The organism is Sphingomonas sp. YR710 (genome assembly GCF_900101455.1).
Taxonomy (GTDB): Bacteria; Pseudomonadota; Alphaproteobacteria; order Sphingomonadales; family Sphingomonadaceae; genus Rhizorhabdus.
Window position 1 is genome coordinate 38,116 of record NZ_FMZJ01000020.1, and the last position, 23,375, is coordinate 61,490.

At 62.2% G+C, this 23,375-nt stretch carries 21 protein-coding genes and 1 pseudogene; 5 read left to right on the top strand and 17 right to left on the bottom strand.

Features of this window, described 5'->3' with window-relative positions:
• Nucleotide 1: 1 nt before the first annotated feature.
• The 3 genes from BLS13_RS18345 to BLS13_RS18355 all read right to left on the bottom strand — a co-directional run bounded on the left by BLS13_RS18345 (nucleotide 2) and on the right by BLS13_RS18355 (nucleotide 4,623).
• Entirely contained in the window at nucleotides 2-3,337 is a 3,336-nt protein-coding gene (locus tag BLS13_RS18345; protein ID WP_093454305.1) for a transglutaminase family protein, read from the bottom strand.
• Between the two features lie 75 nt (nucleotides 3,338-3,412).
• Nucleotides 3,413-4,012, bottom strand: a complete 600-nt coding sequence (locus BLS13_RS18350) for a DJ-1/PfpI family protein (protein ID WP_093454307.1) — start codon at nucleotides 4,010-4,012, stop codon at nucleotides 3,413-3,415.
• 2 nt (nucleotides 4,013-4,014) lie between these two features.
• Nucleotides 4,015-4,623 (bottom strand): LysE family translocator, encoded by a 609-nt coding sequence (locus tag BLS13_RS18355; protein ID WP_093454308.1) that lies wholly within the window; start codon nucleotides 4,621-4,623, stop codon nucleotides 4,015-4,017.
• A 277-nt stretch (nucleotides 4,624-4,900) separates the two neighbouring features.
• Between BLS13_RS18355 and BLS13_RS18360 the strand changes: the two genes are divergently transcribed.
• The 4 genes from BLS13_RS18360 (at nucleotide 4,901) to BLS13_RS18375 (ending at nucleotide 8,603) form a co-directional block, all read left to right on the top strand.
• Nucleotides 4,901-6,262: an aminotransferase-like domain-containing protein gene (locus BLS13_RS18360; RefSeq protein ID WP_093454344.1), complete on the top strand. Its 1,362-nt coding sequence runs from the start codon at nucleotides 4,901-4,903 to the stop codon at nucleotides 6,260-6,262.
• Nucleotides 6,263-6,326: 64 nt separating this feature from the next.
• Nucleotides 6,327-6,905 (top strand): pyridoxamine 5'-phosphate oxidase, encoded by a 579-nt coding sequence (gene pdxH / locus BLS13_RS18365; RefSeq protein WP_093454310.1) that lies wholly within the window; start codon nucleotides 6,327-6,329, stop codon nucleotides 6,903-6,905.
• A complete protein-coding gene (locus BLS13_RS18370) occupies nucleotides 6,874-7,809 on the top strand; it encodes a cation diffusion facilitator family transporter (protein ID WP_093454311.1) in 936 nt (311 codons plus the stop codon). The genes pdxH and BLS13_RS18370 overlap by 32 nt, the downstream gene beginning before the upstream one ends.
• Nucleotides 7,806-8,603, top strand: a complete 798-nt coding sequence (locus BLS13_RS18375; protein ID WP_093454313.1) for a PhzF family phenazine biosynthesis protein — start codon at nucleotides 7,806-7,808, stop codon at nucleotides 8,601-8,603. Before BLS13_RS18370 ends, BLS13_RS18375 begins: the two co-directional genes overlap by 4 nt.
• A 411-nt stretch (nucleotides 8,604-9,014) precedes the next feature.
• Here the strand turns inward: BLS13_RS18375 and BLS13_RS18380 are convergent, their stop codons facing one another.
• The 6 genes and pseudogenes from BLS13_RS18380 to BLS13_RS18405 form a co-directional block, all read right to left on the bottom strand.
• Nucleotides 9,015-9,680 (bottom strand): transposase, encoded by a 666-nt coding sequence (locus BLS13_RS18380; protein ID WP_093454314.1) that lies wholly within the window; start codon nucleotides 9,678-9,680, stop codon nucleotides 9,015-9,017.
• Nucleotides 9,681-9,742: 62 nt separating this feature from the next.
• Nucleotides 9,743-10,273: pseudogene (locus BLS13_RS18385) on the bottom strand (IS630 family transposase); the annotation flags it as partial.
• 41 nt (nucleotides 10,274-10,314) lie between these two features.
• Nucleotides 10,315-10,704 (bottom strand): hypothetical protein, encoded by a 390-nt coding sequence (locus BLS13_RS20905; protein ID WP_093454316.1) that lies wholly within the window; start codon nucleotides 10,702-10,704, stop codon nucleotides 10,315-10,317.
• Nucleotides 10,705-10,706: 2 nt separating this feature from the next.
• On the bottom strand, nucleotides 10,707-15,032 hold the full coding sequence (locus tag BLS13_RS18395; RefSeq protein ID WP_093454317.1) for an RHS repeat domain-containing protein: 4,326 nt from the start codon (nucleotides 15,030-15,032) through the stop codon (nucleotides 10,707-10,709).
• 44 nt (nucleotides 15,033-15,076) lie between these two features.
• The gene (locus BLS13_RS18400; protein WP_093454319.1) at nucleotides 15,077-15,586 is read right to left on the bottom strand and encodes a hypothetical protein; all 510 of its coding nucleotides are present in this window, start codon (nucleotides 15,584-15,586) and stop codon (nucleotides 15,077-15,079) included.
• Between the two features lie 466 nt (nucleotides 15,587-16,052).
• Nucleotides 16,053-16,355: a hypothetical protein gene (locus BLS13_RS18405; RefSeq protein WP_093454321.1), complete on the bottom strand. Its 303-nt coding sequence runs from the start codon at nucleotides 16,353-16,355 to the stop codon at nucleotides 16,053-16,055.
• Between the two features lie 263 nt (nucleotides 16,356-16,618).
• Here BLS13_RS18405 and BLS13_RS18410 point away from each other — a divergent pair, with 263 nt between their 5' ends.
• A complete protein-coding gene (locus BLS13_RS18410; protein WP_093454322.1) occupies nucleotides 16,619-16,954 on the top strand; it encodes a hypothetical protein in 336 nt (111 codons plus the stop codon).
• Nucleotides 16,955-16,960: 6 nt separating this feature from the next.
• Here the strand turns inward: BLS13_RS18410 and BLS13_RS18415 are convergent, their stop codons facing one another.
• The 8 genes from BLS13_RS18415 to BLS13_RS18450 are packed head-to-tail and all read right to left on the bottom strand — an operon-like array spanning nucleotide 16,961 to nucleotide 23,281.
• The gene (locus BLS13_RS18415; RefSeq protein ID WP_093454324.1) at nucleotides 16,961-17,701 is read right to left on the bottom strand and encodes a hypothetical protein; all 741 of its coding nucleotides are present in this window, start codon (nucleotides 17,699-17,701) and stop codon (nucleotides 16,961-16,963) included.
• Entirely contained in the window at nucleotides 17,676-19,754 is a 2,079-nt protein-coding gene (gspD, locus tag BLS13_RS18420; protein WP_093454325.1) for a type II secretion system secretin GspD, read from the bottom strand. Before gspD ends, BLS13_RS18415 begins: the two co-directional genes overlap by 26 nt.
• Nucleotides 19,751-20,329 (bottom strand): hypothetical protein, encoded by a 579-nt coding sequence (locus tag BLS13_RS18425; protein ID WP_093454327.1) that lies wholly within the window; start codon nucleotides 20,327-20,329, stop codon nucleotides 19,751-19,753. The genes gspD and BLS13_RS18425 overlap by 4 nt, the downstream gene beginning before the upstream one ends.
• Nucleotides 20,326-20,853 (bottom strand): GspMb/PilO family protein, encoded by a 528-nt coding sequence (locus BLS13_RS18430; RefSeq protein WP_093454328.1) that lies wholly within the window; start codon nucleotides 20,851-20,853, stop codon nucleotides 20,326-20,328. Before BLS13_RS18430 ends, BLS13_RS18425 begins: the two co-directional genes overlap by 4 nt.
• The gene (locus tag BLS13_RS18435) at nucleotides 20,850-21,863 is read right to left on the bottom strand and encodes a hypothetical protein (protein WP_218123316.1); all 1,014 of its coding nucleotides are present in this window, start codon (nucleotides 21,861-21,863) and stop codon (nucleotides 20,850-20,852) included. The genes BLS13_RS18430 and BLS13_RS18435 overlap by 4 nt, the downstream gene beginning before the upstream one ends.
• Nucleotides 21,863-22,453: a type II secretion system protein gene (locus BLS13_RS18440; protein ID WP_093454331.1), complete on the bottom strand. Its 591-nt coding sequence runs from the start codon at nucleotides 22,451-22,453 to the stop codon at nucleotides 21,863-21,865. Before BLS13_RS18440 ends, BLS13_RS18435 begins: the two co-directional genes overlap by 1 nt.
• Nucleotides 22,450-22,815, bottom strand: coding sequence for a type II secretion system protein (locus BLS13_RS18445; protein WP_176943673.1), 366 nt, complete (start codon nucleotides 22,813-22,815; stop codon nucleotides 22,450-22,452). Before BLS13_RS18445 ends, BLS13_RS18440 begins: the two co-directional genes overlap by 4 nt.
• On the bottom strand, nucleotides 22,802-23,281 hold the full coding sequence (locus BLS13_RS18450; RefSeq protein WP_093454334.1) for a prepilin-type N-terminal cleavage/methylation domain-containing protein: 480 nt from the start codon (nucleotides 23,279-23,281) through the stop codon (nucleotides 22,802-22,804). Before BLS13_RS18450 ends, BLS13_RS18445 begins: the two co-directional genes overlap by 14 nt.
• Between the last annotated feature and the right edge of the window lie 94 nt (nucleotides 23,282-23,375).

The window sequence follows — 23,375 nt, forward strand, 5'->3', positions numbered from 1 at the left end:
GCTACAGATTCGGTGGTGCGCGAAGATCTAAGGTCATCGGAAATTCACTGGCCCTCTCCATCAACGGCATATCGACCGGCCCCGGCGTATGGCCATGGCCCTGGAAACGGGCCCGCCGCCGTGCCTCTGCCTCCAGATCATTGACCGGCATCGTATCATAGTTGCGGCCGCCCGGATGCGCGACATGATAGACGCAGCCGCCAAGCGACCGCCCGTTCCATTTGTCGAGCAGATCGAAGGTCAACGGCGCATTGGGCTCCAACTGCGGATGCAGGCAGTTGGCCGGTTTCCAAGCCTTGTAGCGCACGCCGCCAATCGCTTCGCCCGGCACGCCGGTTGGCGTCATCGGCACCGCACGGCCGTTGACGGCCACGATATGCCGGCCGGGCACCAGCCCGGACGCCTTGACCTGGAGCCGCTCGGTCGAACTGTCGACATGGCGGACGGTACCACCGATGGCGCCGGTTTCGCCGAGCACATGCCACGGCTCCAGCGCATGAGCGATTTCCAGCGTGACGCCTCCCGCCGAGACACTGCCATGGATCGGAAAGCGGAACTGCCGTTGCGCCTCGAACCATGCCGGGTCGAATTCATATCCGGCATGGCGCAGATCGCCGAGCACCTCCAGAAAATCCGCCCACACGAAATGCGGCAACAGGAAACGATCGTGAAGCGCCGTGCCCCAGCGCACCAGCCCGCCTCTTTGCGGCTCGCGCCAGAACCAGGCGGTCAGCGCACGCACCAGCAATTGCTGGGCAAGGCTCATCTTCGCTTCGGGGGGCATTTCAAAGCCACGGAATTCGAGCAGGCCAAGCCGCCCGGTGGGCCCGTCAGGCGAGAACATCTTATCGATGCAGATCTCGGTCCGATGGGTGTTGCCGGTCACATCGACCAGCAGGTTGCGAAACAGCCGATCGACCACCCAGGGGGGCGGTGCATCGCCTTCACCGGGGGCCGGCACCTGCGCCATCGCGATTTCGAGTTCGTACAGCCCGTCATGCCGCGCCTCGTCGATCCGCGGCGCCTGACTCGTCGGGCCGATGAAGAGTCCCGAGAACAAATAGCTGAGCGCAGGATGCCGCTGCCAGTAGAGCACGAAGCTCTTGAGCATGTCCGGCCGACGGATGAAGGGCGAATCGTTGACCGACTGACCGCCGAGCACGAGATGATTGCCGCCACCGGTCCCGATCGCGCGGCCATCGACCATGAACTTGTCGGCGGTGAGGCCGGTCTCACGCGCCAGATCGTAAACACCGGTGGTGATGTCGACGGTCTCGGCCCAACTCGATGCGGGATGGACATTGACCTCGATCACACCCGGATCGGGCGTGACCTTGAGCACCTGCAATCGCGGATCGGGCGGCGGGCCATAGCCTTCGATGCGTACCGGGATGCGCGTACGTGCGGCAGTCGTCTCGATTTCGGCGACCAGTTCCAGATAATCTTCGAGCCGTTCGGTCGGCGGCAGGAACACCGCGATATGATCGCCGCGCGCCTCGCTGGTCATCGCGGTGCGCACCGCGCCTTCGATCGCGAACTGCTCCTGCCGGCCCTGCGCCACATGGCCCGACGCGGGCACCGCGATCGGCTCCGGCCGCGCCTGACGCGATTCGGTGGTCTGCTGGTAGAAGTCGGGCAGCGGCTCGCGCGGTTCGGTTGTGTCGCGGGCATGCAGATACGGATAATCCGACGGCGGCACGAACGGCAGCGAGCCGAGCGGCAATCGATAGCCGAGCGCCGAATCACCAGGCACAACGAACAGTTTGCCGCGCCGTACCCGCCAGCGTTCGGACCGCCAGCCACCGCGCCCCACCCGCTGCTGCTGGGCGTTCCAGCGCTGGATCGGCAGCACATAGCCGACGGCCTTGCTCAGACCGCGTTCGAATGCGCGCACCATCCGCTCGCGCTGTTCGGGATCGTCGATCTTGGGATCGGTCGGATCGACATTTTCGGGAAGCTGCGCTTCCTTCACCGCCCATTCGATGCCGTCTTCATAAGCGGCCTGGACCATATCGCCGCCGACACCCAGGGATTCGGCGATTTCGGTCAGGAAGTCGGACGCATCGGTTTCCGTCACCTTAAGCCGGCCATCTCCGCCCGCGATCAGGCTCGCGTCGCGCCATACCGGCACGCCATCGCGCCGCCAGTAGATCGAATAGCCCCAGCGCGGCAGGCTTTCGCCCGGATACCATTTGCCCTGGCCATGGTGGAGCATGCCGCCGGGCGCAAAACGATCGCGCAGCTTGCGGATCAGCCGGTCGGCATAGAGCGCCTTGGTCGGGCCGACGGCGCCGCCATTCCATTCGTCAGCTTCGGGATCGTCGAGCGCCACGAAGGTCGGCTCGCCACCGGTCGTCAGCCGTACATCCTGCGCGCGCAGATCGGCATCGACCTTCTCACCGAGCGCATTCAGCGCTTCCCAGCGGGCGTCGGTGAACGGCTTGGTGATGCGCACCGCCTCGGCGATCCGCTGTACCGTCATCTCGAAGTGAAAATCGACATGGCTCGGCTCGAGCACCGCGCCTTCGATCGGCGTGGCCGATCGATAATGCGGGGTCGCCGCCAGCGGAATATGGCCTTCGCCCGCGAACATGCCCGACGTCGCATCGAGCGCCACCCAGCCCGCGCCGGGGACATAGAGTTCGGCCCAGGCATGGAGATCGCACACATCCTGCGCGACACCCTTCGGCCCGTCGATCGGGACGATATCCGGCGTAAGCTGGATCGAATAGCCCGACACGAAGCGTGCGGCAAAACCCAGCCGACGAGCGACCTGCACCAGCAACCAGGCCGAATCGCGACAGCTGCCGGTACCGACGTCGAGAGTCTGTTCGGGCGTCTGCACACCAGGCTCCATGCGGATGACATAGCCGACGCGCTGGTTGACCGCGACATTGAGGTCGACGAGAAAATCGATCGTCCGGGTGGTGACGCCCTCGAACTGCGCCAGGAACGCCTCGAACAAAGGCCCCTGCGGCTCCAGATCGAAATAGGCCGCCAGATCGGTCTCGAGATCGGGCGCATAAGTGAACGGGAATTGCTCGGCATAGCTTTCGACGAAGAAGTCGAACGGATTGACCACCACCAGATCGGCGATCAGATCGACCGTCACCGAAAATTCGTTGCTCCGCTCCGGAAACACGATCCGCGCCAGCCAGTTGCCGTGCGGATCCTGCTGCCAGTTGATGAAGTGATTTTCGGGCGTGATGCGCAGCGAATAATTGTTCACCGCCGTCCGGCTGTGCGCCGCCGGACGCAAGCGAATGACCTGCGGCCCCAGCAGGACCGGGCGATCATATTTATAGGCGGTCTTATGGTGAAGGGCGGCCTGAATCATAACCGAAAGGAATGCAGCATCCGGTTGTGCGGTGCAATATTATTCGCAGAAACGATTCCGGAACAATGGCCAGTTCTATCCCGCGAACGGAGATACAATTGCGATAGCGCGATCGACATAGTCGGCCTTCTGTCCGACCGGGGCGACATAGTGGATCGCTGCTTCGGCGTCCGCGCGGGAGGCGCCGCGCATCAGCATCCACGCGGCCAGATATTGCGAGGACAGGCAGCCGCCGGCCGTCGCCACATTGCCGTTCGCGACAAAGGGCGCGTCGATGACGTCGACACCGGCCGCAATCATCCAGGGTTTGGTCGTCAGATCGGTGCAGGCCGGCAGCGATCCGATCAGGCCCAGCTTCGCAAGGATCAGCGTCCCCGAACATTGTGCGCCGATCAGTTGCCGCGCGGGATCGAGGCGGATCTGCGCCATCAGGCCGGCATCCTCGACGATCTCGCGCGTCTTTGCGCCGCTGCCAATGATGACGGCATCGGCCTCCGCCGCGAAGGCCAGCGCCATTTGACGCTCGATCGTGACACCGTTCATCGACGTCACCTGTTCGGTCGGACAAGTGATGTGCGCCTGCCAGCCCTTCGCACGCATCCGGTTCAGGATCGCCGAGGCGACAAACGAATCGAGTTCGTTGAAGCCGTCGAACGTCAGGATTGCGATCTGCATGGTCAGCCTTTCACCGTCCCGATCAACCCTGGCAGCAGCGATGCGACAAGCAGCAATGCCATGCCGATGTTGAAGCCGCGCAACAGCGACGGTCGCGCGATCAGATGGCGAACGGCCAGGCCGCCCCCCGCCCACAGCATGATGCAGGGAATGCCGCATATCGCGAGGATGAACGCCACGATCGTCACGTCGGTGATGAGATGCTCGGGCCGCGAGAAACTCGTCGCGGCGCCCAGCGTCATCGCCCAGGCCTTGGGGTTGACCCATTGGAAGGCCGCCGCGTCGAGGAAGGTCAACGGCTTCGCGCGCTCCCCACCGCCACCGACACCGGACGAGGTCGCGATCCGCCACGCCAGATAGAGCAGATAGGCCGACGATACGATGTGCAGCACGGTATAAAGCCACGGCGCCCGCGCGACGATCCCCGCGAGCCCGAGCCCGAACAGCAGCACCATCACCACGCAGCCGATACTGATGCCGAAGATGTGCGGCAGGGTACGCCGGAAGCCGAAGGTCGCGCCCGACGAGAGCAGCATCATGTTATTCGGCCCCGGCGTCACGGTCGACACCACGCAGAACGAGGTCAGGGCCACCAATATGTCCGGCGTCATCGGCCCAGATCCATAGCCAGCGCATATTCAGCTGTGACAATCGCATCTCGACCATGCTGCCGGACCGCCGCCCGATCTTCGCGAATTCCCGCGGCAAGTGCGACACCTGCGAACCCGAGCAGCAGGAAGGTGGCGATAGATATGGACCGAAATTCTCTCATGACCCGACTCATTCGCTATATTGACAATGCCGAAATGTACGGCAATGTGTCACAAGTCAAAACCAATATTGTCACCATGACAATTGATGCGCGCACCGCCGAAGGATCTCGATCGAATGTGGACCCCCGCCTTGCTGGACGATGCCGATACGGTGACGGGCCGGCTGGTCAGCGCATTGCGGCGCGATATTGCCGAAGGTCGATTGAGCCCAGGTACGAAATTGCCACCCCACCGCGAATTGGCACACCGATTGGGTATCGGCATCGGCACGGTGACGGCGAGCTATGCCGAGGCGGCCCGGCAGGGGCTGCTGACCGCGCAGGTCGGGCGCGGCAGTTTCGTGGCCGAAGCGGCCGCCCTGCCGGCCGGCCCGATCCTGATGGGCCAGAATATCCCGCCGCTTGCCCCCAGCGCCCGCCGCTTTTCCGCCACGCTCACCAAGCTGCGCAACCGGGCCGATCTGACCGATCAGCTCACCTATGCGCCCGCCGCGGGCCACGATACGCATCGGCGGCTCGGCGCAATCTGGCTGCGGCAGACGAGCGGGATGGACGCCGCCGATCCGAAGCGGTTGATCGTGACGACCGGCGCCCAGCAGGCGATGACCCTGGCGGTCGACACATTATGCCGGCCCGGCGATACGATCGTCACCGAAGCGGCGACCTATTTCGGCATCCGATCGATCGCGCAGGCCGGCGGCTACAAGGTTCGCGGGCTGGCGATGGATCAGGAAGGGCTGCTGCCCGATGCGCTGGAGCGCGCCGCGGCGCAGGGCGCGCGGGTGCTTTACACCTTGCCGACCCTCCAAAATCCCACCGGCCGGACGATGAGCGCCGCCCGCCGCGCCGATATCGCCGGCATCGCCCGCAAATATGGCCTGTGGATCATCGAGGACGACATCTATTCGGCCTTCGCGCTGGGCAATAGCCCGCCCCCGCTCAGCCTCCATGCGCCCGAGCGAAGCTTCTATATCAACGGCACGTCGAAGGCGCTCGCCCCGGGCCTGCGCACCGGATATCTGCTGGTGCCCGATGCCGATCATCTCGAACGCGTCCTGCGGCTGATCCGGGCGCGCATATATGCTCCGGCGACGATGGGCGCGATGATTGCCAGCCAGTGGATCGAGGACGGATCGGCGGCGGAGATCGTCTCAGAGATGCAGGCGGAAATGCAGCAGCGCGGCGCAATTGCCCGACGCATGCTGGGCGACGTGATGGAATTGCCTGCCGACCCGCGTTGCCCGCATATCTGGCTGCCGATGCCTGAACTGGCCGCCGAACGCATGGCAGCGCGGGCATTGCGCGCGGGCGTCGAGGTTACGCCGCCCTCGGCCCCGGTTGTCGACCCCGATCTGATTTCGGGCGTGCGTGTGTGCGTCGGCGCGATCGCCGATCACCGGCAAGTGGAAAGCGCCCTGCGGATAATCGCAATGTCAATGACCAGCGAAGTATCCGACCGGGTGGAAGCCGTGGTTTAATGTATATATCTGGAATCGGCGGAAACGCCTTTCGGATGTCTCCACTTCTGTGCAGAGCCAAGCCATGACCATGTCCCCCTTCGATCTCTTCACCGGCTGGTTCGCCGAAGCCCGTGATTCCGAAACCAACGATTCGAACGCGATGGCGCTCGCAACCGTGGACGCAGACGGGCGGCCGTCGGTGCGCATGGTGCTGCTGAAGGGGCATGACGCGCGCGGATTCGTCTTCTACACCAATCTGGAAGGCCGAAAGGCGCAGGACATCGCCGCCAATCCCGCCGTAGCCTTGCTATTCCATTGGAAATCGCTGCGCCGTCAGGTGCGGATCGAAGGAAGCGTCTCCCCGGTCACCGATGCGGAGGGCGACGCCTATTTCGCCAGCCGCGCCCGTGACTCGCAGATCGGCGCCTGGGCCTCGGATCAATCCCGCCCGCTGCCCGATCGCGCGACCTTCGAACGACGATTCGAAGCGATGCAGGCGCGATTCGACGGGAAGGATGTGCCCCGACCGCCGCATTGGTCCGGCTTCCGGGTGGTGCCGGATCGGATCGAATTCTGGCAGGATCGCGCGCACCGGCTGCACGAGCGCCGGCTGTTCACCCGAACGGCGGATGGCTGGAACGAAGGGCTGCTCTATCCATGACGTGGCGGCCCGCGTGAACGGCGCATCCAATATCCGCGCGGCTTCGGCGTCGGTCTCCGTCGCCGCGATCCTGTTCGCGTTCAAGACCTATGCCTTCTGGGATACCGGTTCGGCGGCGATGCTGGGATCGCTCGCCGATACCGGGCTCGACATGATGGCATCGGTGGTGACGCTATACAGCGTTCATCTGGCCGCGCGGCCGGCCGATCACCAGCACCGGTTCGGACATGGCAAGGCCGAGGCGATCGCCGCCTTGTTCCAGGTGATCCTGATCAGCCTGGCGGCGTTCGGCATCGCCGTCCATGCGCTTCAGCAGGTTCTGACCGGCGCATCCACCACCGGCGCCGAATCGGGCATCCTTGTCTCGATCCTTGCGCTGCTGCTGACACTCGCGCTGTTATCCTATCAGCGGCGGGTGATCGCGCGGACCGGATCGATCGCGATCCGCACCGATCAGGTCCACTATCAGAGCGACCTCCTGCTCAACATCGCAGTCATCGCCGCGCTTGTGCTCGATCATTTGTTAGGGTTGCGCGGCGCCGACGCACTGTTCGGCATCGGGATCGCCGCCTACCTGCTGTACCGCGCGCTCCAGGCCTCGCACGAGGCGATCGATCAGCTGATGGACAAGGAGTGGCCGGAGGATCGCCGCTGCGCCTTCCTCGAAGTGGCCAACACCCATCCCGAATTGCAGGGCATCCACGACCTGCGCACCCGCACCTCGGGCGACCGCGACTTCGTGCAGTTCCACGCTTGGGTCGATCCGGCGATGACGGTCGGCGCGGCGCATCGCGTGATGGATGAAATCGAAGCCAAATTGGGGATCGTCTTTCCCGGCGTGGAAATCATCATCCACCCCGATCCGGCGGGACATATCGACAAGGATCTGGACCAGAGCATATGAAAATCCCCTTCCAGCAAATCGACGCCTTTGCCGATCGGCCGTTTGCCGGCAACCCCGCCGCGGTGATGCCGCTCGATGCCTGGCTGCCCGACGCCACGCTGCTGGCGATCGCGGCCGAGAATAATCTGGCGGAAACCGCGTTCATCATTCCCTGGGCTGGGCCCGAGGCGGACTATGAATTGCGCTGGTTCACACCCGCTGTCGAGGTCGCGTTGTGCGGCCACGCCACGCTCGCGACCGGCCACTCGCTGTTGTCCGCCGATCCTGCGATCGACACTGTGCGCTTCATGACCCGCAAGGCCGGCATTCTCGAAGTGGCGCGCGACGGCGATGGCTATCGGTTGGCCCTGCCGGCATGGAACACCGATCCGAAGCCCCTGCCTGCCGAGTTATTGGCGGGTGTCGGCGGAAGGCCGATCGAAACCCGCTGGCGCGACGGCGGCTATGCGCTGCTGATCTACGAAACAATGGCGGAAATTCGCGCGCTCGATCCCGACTTTCGCGCACTGAAGCCGCTTGGCGACCTGCTGCTGATCGCAACCGCGCCGGGCGAGGATACCGATATTGCCAGCCGGGTCTTCGCCCCCGGTGCCGGGATCGACGAGGATCCGGTCACCGGATCGGCGCACTGCCTGCTCACCACCTATTGGGCCGAGCGGCTGGGCCGCACCAGCTTCACCGCCTTCCAGGCCTCGGCGCGCGGCGGCTATCTGTCGTGCATGCTCGATGGCGATCGGGCGGTGCTGGGCGGGACATGCGTGACGGTGGTCGAGGGGGTGTTCCGGTTGCCATAAGGCAAAGCGAAATAATTCCAGCAGGGATATCGCTCTGAATAGCAGACGCAACAAGGACGACTGCCTGCCACGATAATCTATCAGCTTGCGGACAATCGGCGCGATTTTTCGCGGGAAGATCCATCCGTCCAGGCCTAGCAGGGCTCACGTTCGGCCGGGGTTCCCCGAGATCGCCAAAAACCTTGGTAGCGGAGGAGGGATAGCAAGCTATCGCATAAATATATGAAAATATTACCTTTATTCCGTTTCGCGCACGTTTCATGTTCCCCGAAACACCCCAATGCGACCAAGTGAGCAGAATTTCGGACAAACCGTTGCCAAACGGAGCCATCGTGACCCTGCATCGCCCCGATCGAACCGCAGGGTTCTCCTCAGCACCGCCTAGCGACCGCGTTGCGCCAGAACTTCCGTTCATCTTTCTCTTGGCGCCGGCCCCCGCTTTCGCGGCGCGAGCGTCAGGCCGGTGCGGGCCTCCATAACGGCGAGCCATTCCTTCGATCCGACCGGACGGCCGACGCTCTCGGCCTTGCGCAAGGTGGCATAGGTCATCGCTTCGTCGAAGGGCTCGCTCAGGAAGGCGGAAAAATCGCCGACCCGGTCCACCGCCGGCGCAACCGTGACGAAGCGGTCGTCCATGCCGGCGATCAGCGCAGCCGTGCTCGACCAGGGCCAATCCTCCGCCTGCTCGACGAGCTTCGCCCGCACAGGATTGAGCGCCACATAGCGCAAGGCGGTCACCAGATGCGGCTCATCCATCGCGACCGAACTGAAGCGCCCCTGCCACAGATGGCCAGTCACCCGCATTCGCGCATTGATATAGCCGGTATAGTGGCGGTGGACGTAGCGAAAGGTTCGGCGCAGCCCATCCTCGTCGCCGGGCACCGCGATGATATGAACATGGTTCGGCATCAGGCAATAGGCCCAGATCGCCACCTGCGCATGTGCCGCCGCGTCGGCCAGCAGATCGAGATACAGCGCATAGTCGCCCTCCTCGAAGAACACCCGCTCGCGGCGATTGCCGCGCTGGGTGATGTGGTGCGGGATGCCGGGGAGGACGATGCGGGGGAGTCGGGCCATAGACGTCAAGATATCGAGATCGGCGAACGAGTAAAGGGGTTATTGCACGTGTCACCGTAACCCCGGTTCGGTGGCGACATATAAAGGCCAGCTATATCCTGCACTTTGTCGACGAACAGCGGATCCGTAGACAGCTTGAATGCCTCTGACCGGTGCGGCTGCAGGCCAAACGCGCCCCAGATCCGGCGGATGGTGGTGTGCGATAGCCCAGACTCGGCTGCCATGGAGCGGATCGACCAATGTGTGGCGTCCTTTGGGGTCGTGCTCAGCGTGCGCTCGATTATCTGGGCCACTTGTGTGTCAGATACTGTTCGTGGCCGACCCGCACGATATTCGTCAGTCAGCCCTTCAATGCCATCCTGCACGAACCGGCGGCGCCATTTGCCAACTGTGTGCTCGTGGACACCGAGACGTTCGGCAACTTCCTTGCTCTGCAGACCCTCTGCACACAGCAGAACCATTCGGCATCGATCCGACAGCGAACGCGGCGCTTTGTGGCGGCGGACCTGAGCTTCAAGAAAACGTCGATCTTCCCCGCTCAAAACAACCACGTCTGCTTGTCTGCCTGCCATCACCTCAGCCCCTGCCTGCATACAAGAGCTTATACAATGAAGCTTACTTCAGTTCCAGATGACTAGCTGCCGCCACATGAGTGATGAATGAAAGTGTGCTGTAGATTATCAGTGGATGTGATGATCACTTCCATCTGACCAGGCTTTATCACCATAGGATAATTTTCAGGAAAACCGCGTTCCTTGGTCACTAGCCGAGCCGGAGAACCGATTATATCGATCCCCGGATCAACAGCCAAATACGGCTGCTGCTTGAAGTACTGCAGATGGGCAGTCGCAATCGGCTTGCCTGCCGTCAGCAGCGATCCGTTCCGGACCTCGAAAGTTGCGTCGCTGGCGCTATAGCAGCCAGATATATCACTCGGTTCGTTATGCTTCCGATACGCTATCTGAATGAACAATATCGTTAGCACAGGAATTGCGCACACGATCGCAAGTTGGACGCGGCCCATGCTCAATGCCCAATATGGCAGTTGAAAAGGCGCGTGCCGGTCGCCGAGACAGAGCCCCCAGCACCAGGAGCTCCCGCCGCAACGGTACCATTCGTCATTGGTGTTGACGCCGTGAGCGTAGCCGACAGACTTACGGCGCCGAACGTCCCGTTCGCGGTGACCGAGAAGCCGGCCAAGTTCTGAATGCTGTCATAATGACCAGCGAATAGGCCGCCACCAATGTCCAGGCCACCGCCGCCGCCGAGCGAGAAAAATTCTCCGTAAGAGCCGGTCGTGTTGTTGTGGAAGTGACCAACACTACCCGTGACGCCGCCCCCTACGATAGCCGTACCTGTCAGGCCAAAGGTCGTTACCGAGCCAGACTCTTGCGCAACTTGCGCACAAGCGTCCGCTGGGGTCTGCTGTTTTTGCGGCGGAGGTGGATCGCCGCCACCGCCGCCACTAAAGTCAGGAACGCGGTAAAGATCTTCGGCCAGCCGATCCAATGCGTCGCCAATTGTAAGTTCCGCAATGAAAATCTTCGTATTCCGAGCATCCACACAAGCTCGATCGCACTCCACGATTATTTCCGGTGGCGGCGGGTTCGGATCAATGGGCTTAACGTTCGGATTTTCCTCTAATCCGGTTGGATCCGTGGCATTCATTGGGTCATTTCGGACATAGGCATACAGGTTCATATTATCGGCATACCCGATCGGATCGGTCTGCAGGAAGCGCCCCAGCGTCGGCGAGTAGATGCGCGCCTTGTAATAATACATCCCTAACTCTGGCAACCAAACCTGGCCAGCATATTGAAACCGTCCAAGATTCGTCGTCGCCGGAATGCCATAAGGATCATAGCTGTTGGTCGCAATCGACGCGCCAGAACTGTTCGTCACCGCGATGATCGATCCTCGCTCGTCAGCATGCAGCCAACGCTTGTCACTCGTGCCCGAGCCTTCATACCAAACGAGCGGTTCGTCGGTGCCGGGACCATGGACGTAGCGGCGCAGCAGATTGCCGCCGTCGTCATATTCGGCCACGAGCATCGAGCCGTCATAATCGAAACGGGTATGGGTGTTGCTGCTGTAGGCCAGTCGATCGAACGCATCATAATCGAAGCGGTCGCTATCCGCACCGGTCAACTCGTTGTCGGTGCTGTAGGCGTAGGTCTTGCTCCCGGCGTTGGTGAGATTCCCGCGCGCATCATAGGTCGGATTGATCGTCCCTGACGAGGCGATCTGCGTGTACTGATTGAGACCGTTCGCCGTGTAGGTGCGGTTCACGTTGTAATTCTGCGTCCAGGCGTAGCTGTCCGTATAGCTCGTGCGCTGGTAGATCTGGCTGGCAGGGCTGTAGGTGAAATTGACGCCGTAGTCTTGCGCCGTCCCTGCCAGATCCTGGGACAGCGCGTTCAGCCGCGACATCGCATCATAGCCGTAATAGGTTGCGGCACCGCTGGGACGACCGATTGCCGTTCTTCGTCCCAGGTCGTCATAGTAGAACGCTACCAAGCTGCTCGATCCGCTTTCGAGGATGCCAGTCATCTCGCCGAGATTGTCGTAGGCATAGGAGAGGGAACCATCAAAGCTCGCCATGGTATCATTATACCACGTCATCGTGGCGCGATGACCATCTGCATAATAACTGTAGTTATGCGATCTGTTGACGCCGTTATAAGCGGTCGTCTCGTAAACCTTACGACCGAGTGCATCGTAGATAGCGGCGCTGTTGATGCCATAGACTCCGTTACCTCGTCCCGTACTCGTCAATCGGCCCAGCAGATCATAGGCGTAGCTGACATTGGCGTTGTTGTTACCCGCGTAGTAAGCCCTGCCGGTCAGACGGTTTAGATCGTCGTACACAAGGAAATATTGAACCCCATCACGTCGGCGCCGCGCAGTGACCCGAGAGCCCGCATCATAGGTCAGTTCCTCATAGTCGGTCGGTGATGCAGCGCAGGTAGCAGCCGTTGCCTGGAAACAGGTCCGCCAAGCCCGGTCGAAGCCGTCATAGGCGTAGCCCGTCATATTACCCTTGGCGTCCGCCGCCGTCGCCGTCTTGCCATTTGCCGTGTACGTGTTCGTTAACTCGTCGCGCACAAGCCCTGTGCCATAGCCACTCTGCACCTTAACCGTCCGGCTATCATTGTCATAGACCGTCTTTGTGATCCGATCCGGCCCGAAGCTGCCGGCCGTAGTCTGCGTGCAGGCTGATGTCGTTGATCCGAATAGGCCGCTATTCATGCGCACGGCGCTGCAATCGGGCCTACCCGCACCATCATAGCTATATTCGGAAAGCGCCTGTGTCACACCGCCGACGACCAGCGCGTCCTTCACCTTGCGGGCCGCGCTGTCATATGTCGTGTTCAGGGTCTGCAAAACCGTCATGCCGGTAAGATCGCTGAGCGCCGTACCGTTCGTAGTGCCCTGTTCGGCCGTAATGACCTGACTGTCGGCGTTGTAGGTCAGTCGCGTCGCGCGGCGCTTCAGCGCGCCTCCGCCATCCGGATCGGGGCTGATGGCGCCCGTCACGCGCCGGTCGGCGTCGTAGAACGTATAGGATACATTGCTCAAGGGATCGGTCGCCGTCACCGTGTTGCCGAAGAGATCATACGTCACGCTTTTGGTCGTCATCGAAGGCGTAATGCCCGACCCCGACGAGGACGAGAGCGCATTGAGGTTGCTGCCCACGCTGCCCGATCCTGCCTCATAGGCGATCGTCGTGCGGGTCTCGTCGGTCGTTCCGGGACATGATGATGCCGCGGTCGTCTGGCAAGCCGAGGTGCTCGTGAGACGATAGACCGGACCCGGTGCTGCCGCCAGCGATCCCGTGCTGTTTTTGTACCAGGCATAGAGCCCGGTGTAGCTATACCGCGTCTGCGGGCGGATGCCGCCCGATGTCGCGGGCGGCGCAGTCACCGTCAGCACGCCGCCGTGGGTGCTGTCGTAAGTGTAATCGGTCGTCTTGCCAAGCGCATCCGTCGTGCTCGTCGGCTTGTTGCAGGTTAGCGGATTGCTGCAGGTTGAAGTGTAGGCGGCGCTTGTCCCGATATTGGCTGGAGTGCCCGGCGTCTTGGACACGGTTGACGTTGCCGTCACGTTGCCGCGCGCGTCAAAGGTGTACGTCGTATAATTGCCCTCCGGCGCCGTAGACCGTGTCGTTCGCCCAAAGCTGTCATAGAGATAGCCGGTGGTGTGGGCATAGGCATCGGTGTCGCTGCGTACCAGCCAATCATAGTTCCACGCATCGGAAATGACGGTGCGCGCAGTGGATAGCGGCCCGGACATCGTCATGGTCCGCGCCGTCCCGGAATCACTCCATGCGTAGTTCCAGGTGATCCCGTCCTTCGTTACCGAAGATACTTTGCCATCGGTCCCGTATGCGATCGTCACATTATCGGTCGATGAACTCGGCCTCTTGATACCGGTAATATGGCCGCTGGTGATCGTGTAGCGTGTGACGTTGCTCAACGCATCGGTGACGGTGAAGGTACCGCTGCCCGCATAGTCATATGGTTGCGAATAGGTGACGGTCGGCCATGCATTGGTGAGCGAGCAGGTGTCGGCGCTGGCGATGCAATATTCGACAGCGTTGTTGATCGCGGTTACCTGAACGATCTGGTGCCACCAGACGAGATTGCTGGGATCGTCGATCGTGTTCGCCGCATAGCTCAGCTTGATCTGATAGCCGAGCGTGTTGGTAACCGATTGCAACCGGATCGAATAGGCTAAAGCTGTGGTGCAATGACCATGATCATCGGTTCCCGTCGTGCAATATCCAAAGACTTTGTACGCATAATTCCATGTGACGCCATTTGGAAACGTAATACTCGAAACTATACCCAAATTGGCTTGATAGCCATCATAGCCAGCACCGGAACCGAATACAGCCACTGTGCCATTGTTAGTCGTGTAGGTATAACTTCCTCCGCTGTAGACGAGCTTCGCGCCATTGCCCTGCCGCGCAACATAGGATGCGGTGCCGCTGTCGTAGTCAAAGTAGTCGGAAGATCCACCCACGCTAACTCTGACGGCGGCGCCGCCGTCCAACGTCGCTTCGAGATTGTCCCGCCAGCCGCTGCCATCCTGCCAATAGCGCGTATAGGACATGCCATCGCCGGCCGGGCCAATCGACACGTCAGTTGCAGTAATATTCAGCGAGCCCCGCGCGATGTCGACACCATTTGCGTCCACCGCCTGCCGCATGGGTGGAGCCGCAACTGGCGTGATCGCACCAGCCTGCGACACGAGCAGGAGCACTCCGAATAGCGCCAGCAACGGCCGGATCGCCAACCAGATCAGCCTGAGTCGCGGACGAAGGCCGACGGACATCTCATCAATCATCATTTATTACCCCTACAGGCCCGTTCCCATGGGCCATCGTCAGGACATCACTCGCCGCGCGTCACTTTCAGATGCGCCGCATCGCTCGTCAGATGCAGTTTCACCGGAGCCACCATGTCGGTGGTCCGTGCTCCCTGGGTCGCACGCGTGACCGATACCCGACCGCTGGCAGCAAACTCCGTCACATCGACTTTGATTGATGTTGGTGGCCGCTCTCCCTGTGATTTGACGGCCATGCCCATGTCCGCGGTCAGATCCTCGATCAACACATCATTCTGGCCGCCCGGCTTCACGAGCAAAACTTGTTCACCGCTGGGCGTTTGGTTTGTCACCAGAAAGCGCCCGAGCTTCGCGTTATAAGCGGCGTTGAAGCTGCTGGATGTTCCCAGCCGGACGCTCACGTCCGGACAGAACAAAAACAGCTCCTTCTGGGTCAGCTTAGGGGGTGACACGGCTTCGATCCGGCAGGGCGTATCCGATGTGGATGCCGGTGTATCAGGTGCTGCCGACGGCGAGGCCGTCAGCAGAAGAAATGCGAGATTTGCTGCCATCATCATGTCACTGCTCCCGCTCGCTCAAAGAACGACCATTGGATCGATGCAAAGGTCCTCGTGGCCGGAATAACTTTCATTAATTGGGCGCGTAAAATGATGTAATATAGCAATTACCGCTGGTCGTTTCGTACCAAACACCCACCAGCTTACCCGTGCTCTTCGCCGATAATACGAGCGACCAAAATCGATTCTTGTCGTCCACGGTGGCGCTAGAATTGAAATTTAGCGAACCAGATGCACAGGGTGATCCTGTGTAATAAGCGACAACATTATTTCCGACGTAATTCTGCAGGAGCCAACCCGTTGGAACGGCCTGCATGCTCGTATCGGCCAAAGCGGGTGCCGATGAGATTATAGCTGCAACGGCCAGCAATATTCTGCGAAGTGACGACATACCAACCCCCAACTTCAAAACAAGCCTATGATAAACCTCGCACACCCACGTCCTATCGGAGCGCGAATACTCGCGCTACTGCACCTGCGACGCCAGCGGGATGATCGTGAAGCCTGCGATCGGAAGGACTACGACCCGCATAGGCGGCCCGGAATTCGCTGATCCCGTCACCACATGTGTCGCCCGATTATCGGCCGCATCGTAGGTGGTCGTCGCCACGAGTCCATTGTTCACGGTGCCGCTGGTCGACGACTGTGTCAGCCGCCCCAGCGCATCATAGCTGTAGGTAACCGTCTCGGTTGCATAGGCGCCGCCCGAGGGAATTATCGCCGCGGCAAGGCGCAAGCCGTAAAGAAACGCCGCCCGCTTGAGGATCATTGCACTCCCCCCGATGATTTACGGATGCCCACCACTCTGCCTGAACCTCGGGCCAATTTGGCAAAAGCGCAATCCGTCTGCAGAAAATATTACATCCGAATCCGATATTTTTGCTGCCGATCGGGATCAACGATGGCCGCGTTATTTGTTGATCTGACTCTGGAGAGGGGGCAGATGTCGCTTCTGTCGTGGGTCGTAACGAAGCCCGCAGCATAAAATTCGGACTTTTCAGGCCCGAAGGGCTGACGAAAGGGAAATCGCAAATGTTGGCGAAATTTGGCAAATTCTGTGCGCTCTTGATCGGGCTTCTGTGCGCGTCGCCATCACTGGCTTTTGATTGGTCCGTGTCAGGCCACGTTATCGCGATCGAAGGCACGTATATGCCGAGCAACCTCCCCTTCCAGATCGACGTCGCCGGTGGCAGTTGCGCCGCTGGCACGTTCCTCCATTGGAACATTGGAGGCTCCGATGCGACAACCCGCAACATTAATGCCCAGTCTGTGCTGTCAATCCTGATGACTGCCAAATCATCTGGACAGAAGGTGACTGTGTTCGGCAACAATAGCGGTTGCACGATCGATTTCATCTATCTGCAATAGCGCCACTCAACACTTCGGCCCTGGCGTCCAACGCATTACATCATAGGTGCGCCCAAGCGTTCCCACGACGCGGATGACGGCGAGCAGCGATGAGCCCTGCGCAGTGCGCAAGCGGACCCGGATCGCCGTGCCAGGCTGCAACACCGTGGGCGCTTCGCCACCACCCTGCGGCACGGCAAGCGCCTGCGCGAGGAGCGCTGGCATCGCAGCTTCGTCGGGCCGGGTCAGTCCCGAATAAAGCGTGACATAACGATCCAGGCAGACATCTGAACTTTTGGCCACGCCTGCCAGCACATGATCCAGCATCGCCTGGCTCGCGATCCGGCGATTCTGGTTCCGAAGTTGCTGCAACCGCCCCTGAAGCAACGTCCGTCTGGCCGCCGCCACGCCCAGCCCCTGCAGCGCGCGATCGATGACGGCAGGATCCCCATCGTTCAGATCGAGCCTGCCGGCTTCGCTGCTCACCTCGGCGGAGATGCTGCGGCCGTCAATATCAACGGTGCCTTGGGCCGGCGCGCGCGCCCACTGGCTCTGATCGCCGCTGAAGAGGATGTCGGCAGCGATAGTCTGCATCGCCGCGTCGAGATCGAGCCGCGCCTGAACCTGCACGGCCGCCGCATGACTCGCCTCAGCCTTGCCGGCCCCGCGCAGCATCATCAACGCCACCACGGCCCCACACAGCAGCAGCAGCCACAAGGCGGTGATCAGGACGAAGCCCTGCTCACCTTCTGGGCGGGATCGGCGCACCGGCCTGCCTCGCTTTCGCGCGATCGATCAAGGGTCTGGTGCGATCCAGACCGCTGATGACATCATCGACGACCGCCCGCACATCATCGGGCGTCCGGATCACCGTCGGCGTAATCAGGATAACCAGTTCGGTCCGTGTCGCCGTCCGGTTCTGATTGCCGAAGGCGGCGCCGAGAACGGGGATCTGGCTGAGCAACGGAATCCCCGATTTCTGGATCGTCGCGCGTTCGCGGATCAGGCCGCCGAGCGCAATCATCTGGCCGGAACGGGTGGACACCGTCGTCGCCAGCCGCCGCTGCTGGATCGTCGGCGAGTTGATGCCCGAAGTGGTAGTCTCGGCAACGTCGCTCACCTCCTGTGCGATATCGAGCGTGACCGCGCCGCTTTCGTTGACTCGAGGCGTGACCTTCAGGATCACGCCGGTATCGTGCAATTCGATATTGTTGACGACAGGTGCCCCCGCCGACGACACGCTTTGCGCCTGCTGCGTGACGATCGGCACCTGATCGCCGACCTGCAGGGTGGCCGTCTGGTTGTTGAGCACGATCAGTCGCGGCGCGGAGAGCACCTTCACGTCGGTCTTCGATTGCAGCGTGTTGAGCACCACCTTGGCGTTGGTGCCGGCAAATGCGTAGGAGAAGCCCGGAAACAGCGCGGCCGGTGCCGCTGTCGCGGCATTGCGCAGATCGAAGGTCGATTTGCCGTTCAGGAAGGTCCAGTCGACCCCCAGTTCGAAACCCTTGGTCAGCGTCACCTCGGCCAGGGTCGCCTCGATCAGCACCTGCGCGACCGGCCGGTCGATCTTTTCGAGCACTTCGCGGACCAGTTCATATTGCTCGCCGGTCGCATAGATCAGCAGCGAATTATTCTCGTCGCTCGGCACGATGCGCGGGCCCTTGCCGCCCCCATATGAGCCATAGTCACTGCTGCTGCTTCCGCGCGCCGATTGCGCTGCCTGAGGGGCGATTGTCTGCCCGGACTCTCCGGCACCTTTGGCGGACGATCCGCCGATCGATGCGCCGGATATCGAGCCGAGACCCGCACCGCCATTCGCCCCGAGCGATGACGAGGAGCGTTTGCCCTGGCCCTCGCTCTCATCACTGCCCCCGCCGCCGCCGAAGACACGCTGCAACGCGTTGGCCAGATCGCGCGCGCGGCCGTTCTGGACCGAGTAGCTGTAAAGTTTGGGCTTACCGCCCGAGCCGGCATCGAGCCGCCTGATCCACGGATCAAGCCGCGCAAAATCAGCCGGATCGGCGCCGATCGCGATGATCGAGCGTAAGCGAGGCAGCGGCACCAGGCGGACCCGCGTGCCGATGATATCGAACGGCGGCTGGAAGATCGATTGCAATTCATCGAGCATCGTATCGGGGTCGACATTTTCCAATCGGTAGGTCTGGAAATTCATGCCCGCGAGCGCATCGACATCGAAGCGGGCGATCATCGCGCGCGCGGCCTCGCGCTCGCTCTGGCTGCCGCTGATCAATATCTGGTTACGGGCCGGGTCGGTGCCGGCAACCGAATCCTTGCCCAGGAACTGTTCGATCAGCCGCGCCATCTCCTTCGCGCTGGCATTTTTGAGCGTGACGATCTCGGTCGCGTATCCCGCCACGGGCGCCGCGTCGCCGCCGCCGCTGGCGAGGGCACCCGCGAGGCGCGCATCGGCGCGCGGTACAACCCGGTAACTACCACCGCTGACGACGATCGCGGCATTGACCGAGCGCAGCGCATTTTCGAGCAACGGCAGCAAGGATTCACGCGTGACGGGCTTGGCGGTGCGCAGCGTCACATTGCCGGTCACCGCCGGATCGACGCTATAATCGACACCGAGCATCGATCCGAGCAGGGCATCGGCCACACGGCGAATATCGGCATCGACGAAGGCCAAAGTATAGCCGTTGCGCACGTCGTAGGTGACATGCGCGTTGGCGACGGTGGCCTTGGCATCGGTCGCGCCCACGGGCGGTAAAAACCCCGCCGGTATCTGTGCGAACGATGCGATTGCCGTGCTTCCCGCCAACAAACCGGCCAGCGCGTGAGGTAAGGGTTTCATTGTGTCGGTCCTGCTGGCGGCTGATCGGGATGCGGGTTAGCGAATGGCGGCGAGACGGCGGGCGGCTCGGCCGACGGCAGCGATGGAGATGCCGCCTTGCCGAAGTTCAGCCCCACATGCTCCTGCCGGCCATTCATGTCGAAGGTGGCTCCGCTCGCGCTGATCGCGCCGATCCGCCAGCCGTCGATGGTTTCACCGGCATGGAGCAATTTGGTCTGGCCGTCGCTCCCGCGCACCAGAGCGAGCCCCGGCGTTCCGCGCCCGACGATCAGGCCGACCAGCGAGGGCGGCGGTGCCGGGGGCGTGGCCGACGCCGCCGCGTCCGCCACCATATTGCCATCGCCTTCCATCTCCTCGGGCGCGGTGCGATCGGGGTTGAACAAGGGAGCCGCCAGCGCGTCGGCGGGTTGCTCGATCTCGGCCCTGCCGAAGGGGGTCGGTCGGCCAGCCAGCGGCGGCTCGGACGCGGGGCTGTCGTCCGCAAGCAGCCAGGTTGGGATGATCAGCGCCGCGGCCGCCGAGCAGGCAAGGATCAGCCTGTCGCGGGTGATGAGCGAAGGCACGGTTTCGTTCATGGCCGCGCTGCCCAGACAGCAACCGCACGCCCCCGAACATGAGCCGGCGTACCGACGACCAGCGGCGCCTCCACCGACCAACTCTGCAGCCGGATCGCCGGGGAGGCGGCTTCGATATCGGCAAGGAAAGCGACCAGATCGACTTCGGAGCCCGACGCATCGATATCAACCGCGACCTTCGCAGGCGCGCCGGCGGGCGGTGCCGGCGTGATCGAGGGCCCCGTCACCTTGGTGCGTGATGCGCTAGCGCCGATCGAGCCTGTGAGCGTGGCGATAGCGCCTTCGCGCGACGGCGATATGATCATCGCCGTTGCCGGCACGGAATCGCCCTGCTCGGGGGGCTGCGTTGCGGCAATCGCCTCCATCCGCGCGATGCGCGCGCGCGCGATCGACAGTTCGGCGATATTGCCGGCGCAGGCTTGCCATAGCGGCACGATAATCAGGTTCAACAACGTCACTATCGCCAGCAGCAACAGCGCGATGGCGATGATCCGGCGGGAAAATGGCGAAAGCGCGTCGATCATGGAGTGTCGGTCACATAGGTCAGGTCGACGGTCTTGTCGCCATTGGGCGTCCGATCGGAGACCCGCATGCCGGGCAACCGCTTACTGGAGCGCAGCGCGGTATCGAGAGCCGCCTCGTCACCGGCCACCACGGTCAAAGCGAGCCTGCCATCGGGTTTGCGCTCGATCGAACGGATCCAGTCATCGGGCGGCAGCTTCCTTGCCAGTTCGTTGAGGATCGTGGCCACCGGCGGCTGGCGGTAGAGTGGTTCGAGCAGGCGCCGTCGCTCCTCCAGCCGCTTCGCGAGATGTTCGGCGGAGCGGATCTCGCGCACTGGCTGTTCCAGTGCTTCTGCCCGCCACGCGGCGCGAACGTTCAGGATCGCGCTGCCGGTAAAGGTCGTCAGCGGGATGCTGCCGAGCAGCAATGCGGAGATCAGCAGGAGCCCGTGCCGGCCGAAATCGAGCCCGCCCCAGCCGAACGCACCGACTTGCGGAAATGGCGTCCCTTCCCCGTCGTCAGCCGCGCAAATGAGGGGCGTCGGCAAATCATGCGCGGCAAAGCGATCGATTATGGTCTCGATGCGCTCTTTTTTCGCCATGGCGAGCCGGACGTGGATCTGGTCATCGCGGATTTCGCGATCGACGATCGTCCATATCAGATGCTCGGGCCGCAGCGGTGCAATCTCCCCGATCTGCAGCGCAACCGCTGCATCAATGCGGGATCGCGCGGCCAGCGGCAGAACGACCGACGTCGTGAAGATGTCGGGCACCAGCAGCAGAAGGCGCGGACGTGCGTCTTGAATCAGCGCGCCCAGATCGGCAAATTCGGCGGCACCGAAGCTGTCGAACGGGCATGTTTCGACGAAGCGCTCGGGTTCGTCGCCCTGACGCCGTTCGACCGCCACGCAATCGGGCTCGATCAGGATGCGGACGGCGCGCGCAGTGGGCCGTTTGCGGGGATCGAGCGCATGAAAGGTATCGACCAGTTCCTGGCCCCACCACCGCAGAAAACCGGTTATGGCGGGCATCATCGGCATGCCAGCGAAATCGGATCGAACCGGCAATCGCCCCCGGTGGTCACTTTGGGTCGGAAAGCCAAAATCCGTGTCTCATCATTTCTCGCCGCAAAAGCGATGGTGATCGGGCCGTCCGCCGAGCGATAGGCGGTCTTGGCCTGCCCCGGCGTATCGAAACGGATCGACTGGAAGCCGCCAGCCACTTTGATCGGAGCAAGGACCGCAGGCGGCAACGTCACATCATACTCTACGGGCGTGAAGGTCAGCATCAATACGGCGCCATCGCGCTCATCCTGAACCTTCAGCGCCATGTGCAACGGCCCGACCGGCCCAAGCGCGGCGGGCGGATCGATATCGCCCGTCAGCGAGCTTTCCTGAATATGGATCGTCGACACATTGGCCTGGCCTGGCTGCAGCGAGCCAATCAGCTTTTCGAGCACCGCTGCAGCGTTCGCGACCTTTGCGCCATCCTTTTCGACGACCGTCTGGCGCGCCTCGCGGGTCAAAGAGGCCGTCGCGGCGCCAAGCCCTACCAGCAGGAGGCTGCCGGCGGCCATCGCCGCGAGCAATTCGACCAGGGTGAAACCATTGTGGCGGATCATGGCGTTGCAATCCGCTCGAGGCGGCGCGTCGTGAAGCTTTCGAGGCGGCGCCCGTCCTTGCTGACATCGACCTGCGTCACAACCAGCGCATAAAGGCCGCGCCGATCGGTTGCCAACGCATGACGGCTCGTGGTCCAGTCGAGCCCCGCCTCGCTGCCATGCCCCGGCCGGACGGTGGGATCGCTGCCACTCCGTGCCAGGATTGCCTCGCCCAGCCGCACGGCTGCTTGATGGGCCGTGGCATATTGGCTTTGCCGCCGCGCACTCGATGCGCCGTCGAGAATGATCATCAGCAGGAAAGTCGCCATCACCAGCGCCACCAGCACCTCGACAAGAGTGAAGCCGAATTCAGCTTGCCGCACGGCGCACTCTTCCATCGATCCAGCCGATCAGGATCAGCGGCCGCCCCGCAAGGCTGACCGTCCCGCCATTGCTTGATCCGTCGGGATAGAGAATGGGCGCCTGCGCGCCGCCTATTGTCGACACGAAGCTCGGCGTATCCGCGTCGGTCTTGCCCTTGAGGTTGACGGTCGCCGGCTCACCACTTGCCCGTGCGCTGGCAAAACCCTGTGCGATCCGCTGCTCAAGTTCAGCGGCAATCCGCTCACGCGTCAGATAGGCCGGACGGCGGAATGCCGACGGCGCCATGGTCGCAGCCAGCAGGCCGATTACCGTCAGCACAACAAGCATTTCGATCAGAGTAAAGCCGGCGTGTGAGACATTTTGCAGCGTAGATCGTGGAACAATACACCATGGATTGTCAGTTCTGTCTGTTTTCCAGACTCTGAGTCGCAAGTATAACAATTCGGTCACGCACGCCCTCCTCATCGTCGCTCCAAATCAGACGGTACAGTGTGCCTTTCGCACGATTCACGCGAGTGAGGCCGCAGGGATTATCTCATCTTCACTGCGATGACATTGG

Bases quoted from the DNA above. Each gene is read 5' to 3' on its own strand.
- BLS13_RS18440 (WP_093454331.1), bottom strand. From the start codon at position 22,453: ATGATCCGCCACAATGGTTTCACCCTGGTCGAATTGCTCGCGGCGATG.
- BLS13_RS18395 (WP_093454317.1), bottom strand. From the start codon at position 15,032: ATGATGATTGATGAGATGTCCGTCGGCCTTCGTCCGCGACTCAGGCTG.
- BLS13_RS20905 (WP_093454316.1), bottom strand. From the start codon at position 10,704: ATGGGCCGCGTCCAACTTGCGATCGTGTGCGCAATTCCTGTGCTAACG.
- pdxH (WP_093454310.1), top strand. From the start codon at position 6,327: ATGACCATGTCCCCCTTCGATCTCTTCACCGGCTGGTTCGCCGAAGCC.
- BLS13_RS18430 (WP_093454328.1), bottom strand. From the start codon at position 20,853: ATGATCGACGCGCTTTCGCCATTTTCCCGCCGGATCATCGCCATCGCG.
- BLS13_RS18405 (WP_093454321.1), bottom strand. From the start codon at position 16,355: ATGATCCTCAAGCGGGCGGCGTTTCTTTACGGCTTGCGCCTTGCCGCG.
- BLS13_RS18435 (WP_218123316.1), bottom strand. From the start codon at position 21,863: ATGCCCGCCATAACCGGTTTTCTGCGGTGGTGGGGCCAGGAACTGGTC.
- BLS13_RS18360 (WP_093454344.1), top strand. From the start codon at position 4,901: ATGTGGACCCCCGCCTTGCTGGACGATGCCGATACGGTGACGGGCCGG.
- gspD (WP_093454325.1), bottom strand. From the start codon at position 19,754: ATGAAACCCTTACCTCACGCGCTGGCCGGTTTGTTGGCGGGAAGCACG.
- BLS13_RS18425 (WP_093454327.1), bottom strand. From the start codon at position 20,329: ATGAACGAAACCGTGCCTTCGCTCATCACCCGCGACAGGCTGATCCTT.
- BLS13_RS18400 (WP_093454319.1), bottom strand. From the start codon at position 15,586: ATGATGATGGCAGCAAATCTCGCATTTCTTCTGCTGACGGCCTCGCCG.
- BLS13_RS18375 (WP_093454313.1), top strand. From the start codon at position 7,806: ATGAAAATCCCCTTCCAGCAAATCGACGCCTTTGCCGATCGGCCGTTT.
- BLS13_RS18350 (WP_093454307.1), bottom strand. From the start codon at position 4,012: ATGCAGATCGCAATCCTGACGTTCGACGGCTTCAACGAACTCGATTCG.
- BLS13_RS18370 (WP_093454311.1), top strand. From the start codon at position 6,874: ATGGCTGGAACGAAGGGCTGCTCTATCCATGACGTGGCGGCCCGCGTG.
- BLS13_RS18410 (WP_093454322.1), top strand. From the start codon at position 16,619: ATGTTGGCGAAATTTGGCAAATTCTGTGCGCTCTTGATCGGGCTTCTG.
- BLS13_RS18355 (WP_093454308.1), bottom strand. From the start codon at position 4,623: ATGACGCCGGACATATTGGTGGCCCTGACCTCGTTCTGCGTGGTGTCG.
- BLS13_RS18380 (WP_093454314.1), bottom strand. From the start codon at position 9,680: ATGGCCCGACTCCCCCGCATCGTCCTCCCCGGCATCCCGCACCACATC.
- BLS13_RS18345 (WP_093454305.1), bottom strand. From the start codon at position 3,337: ATGATTCAGGCCGCCCTTCACCATAAGACCGCCTATAAATATGATCGC.
- BLS13_RS18450 (WP_093454334.1), bottom strand. From the start codon at position 23,281: ATGAGGAGGGCGTGCGTGACCGAATTGTTATACTTGCGACTCAGAGTC.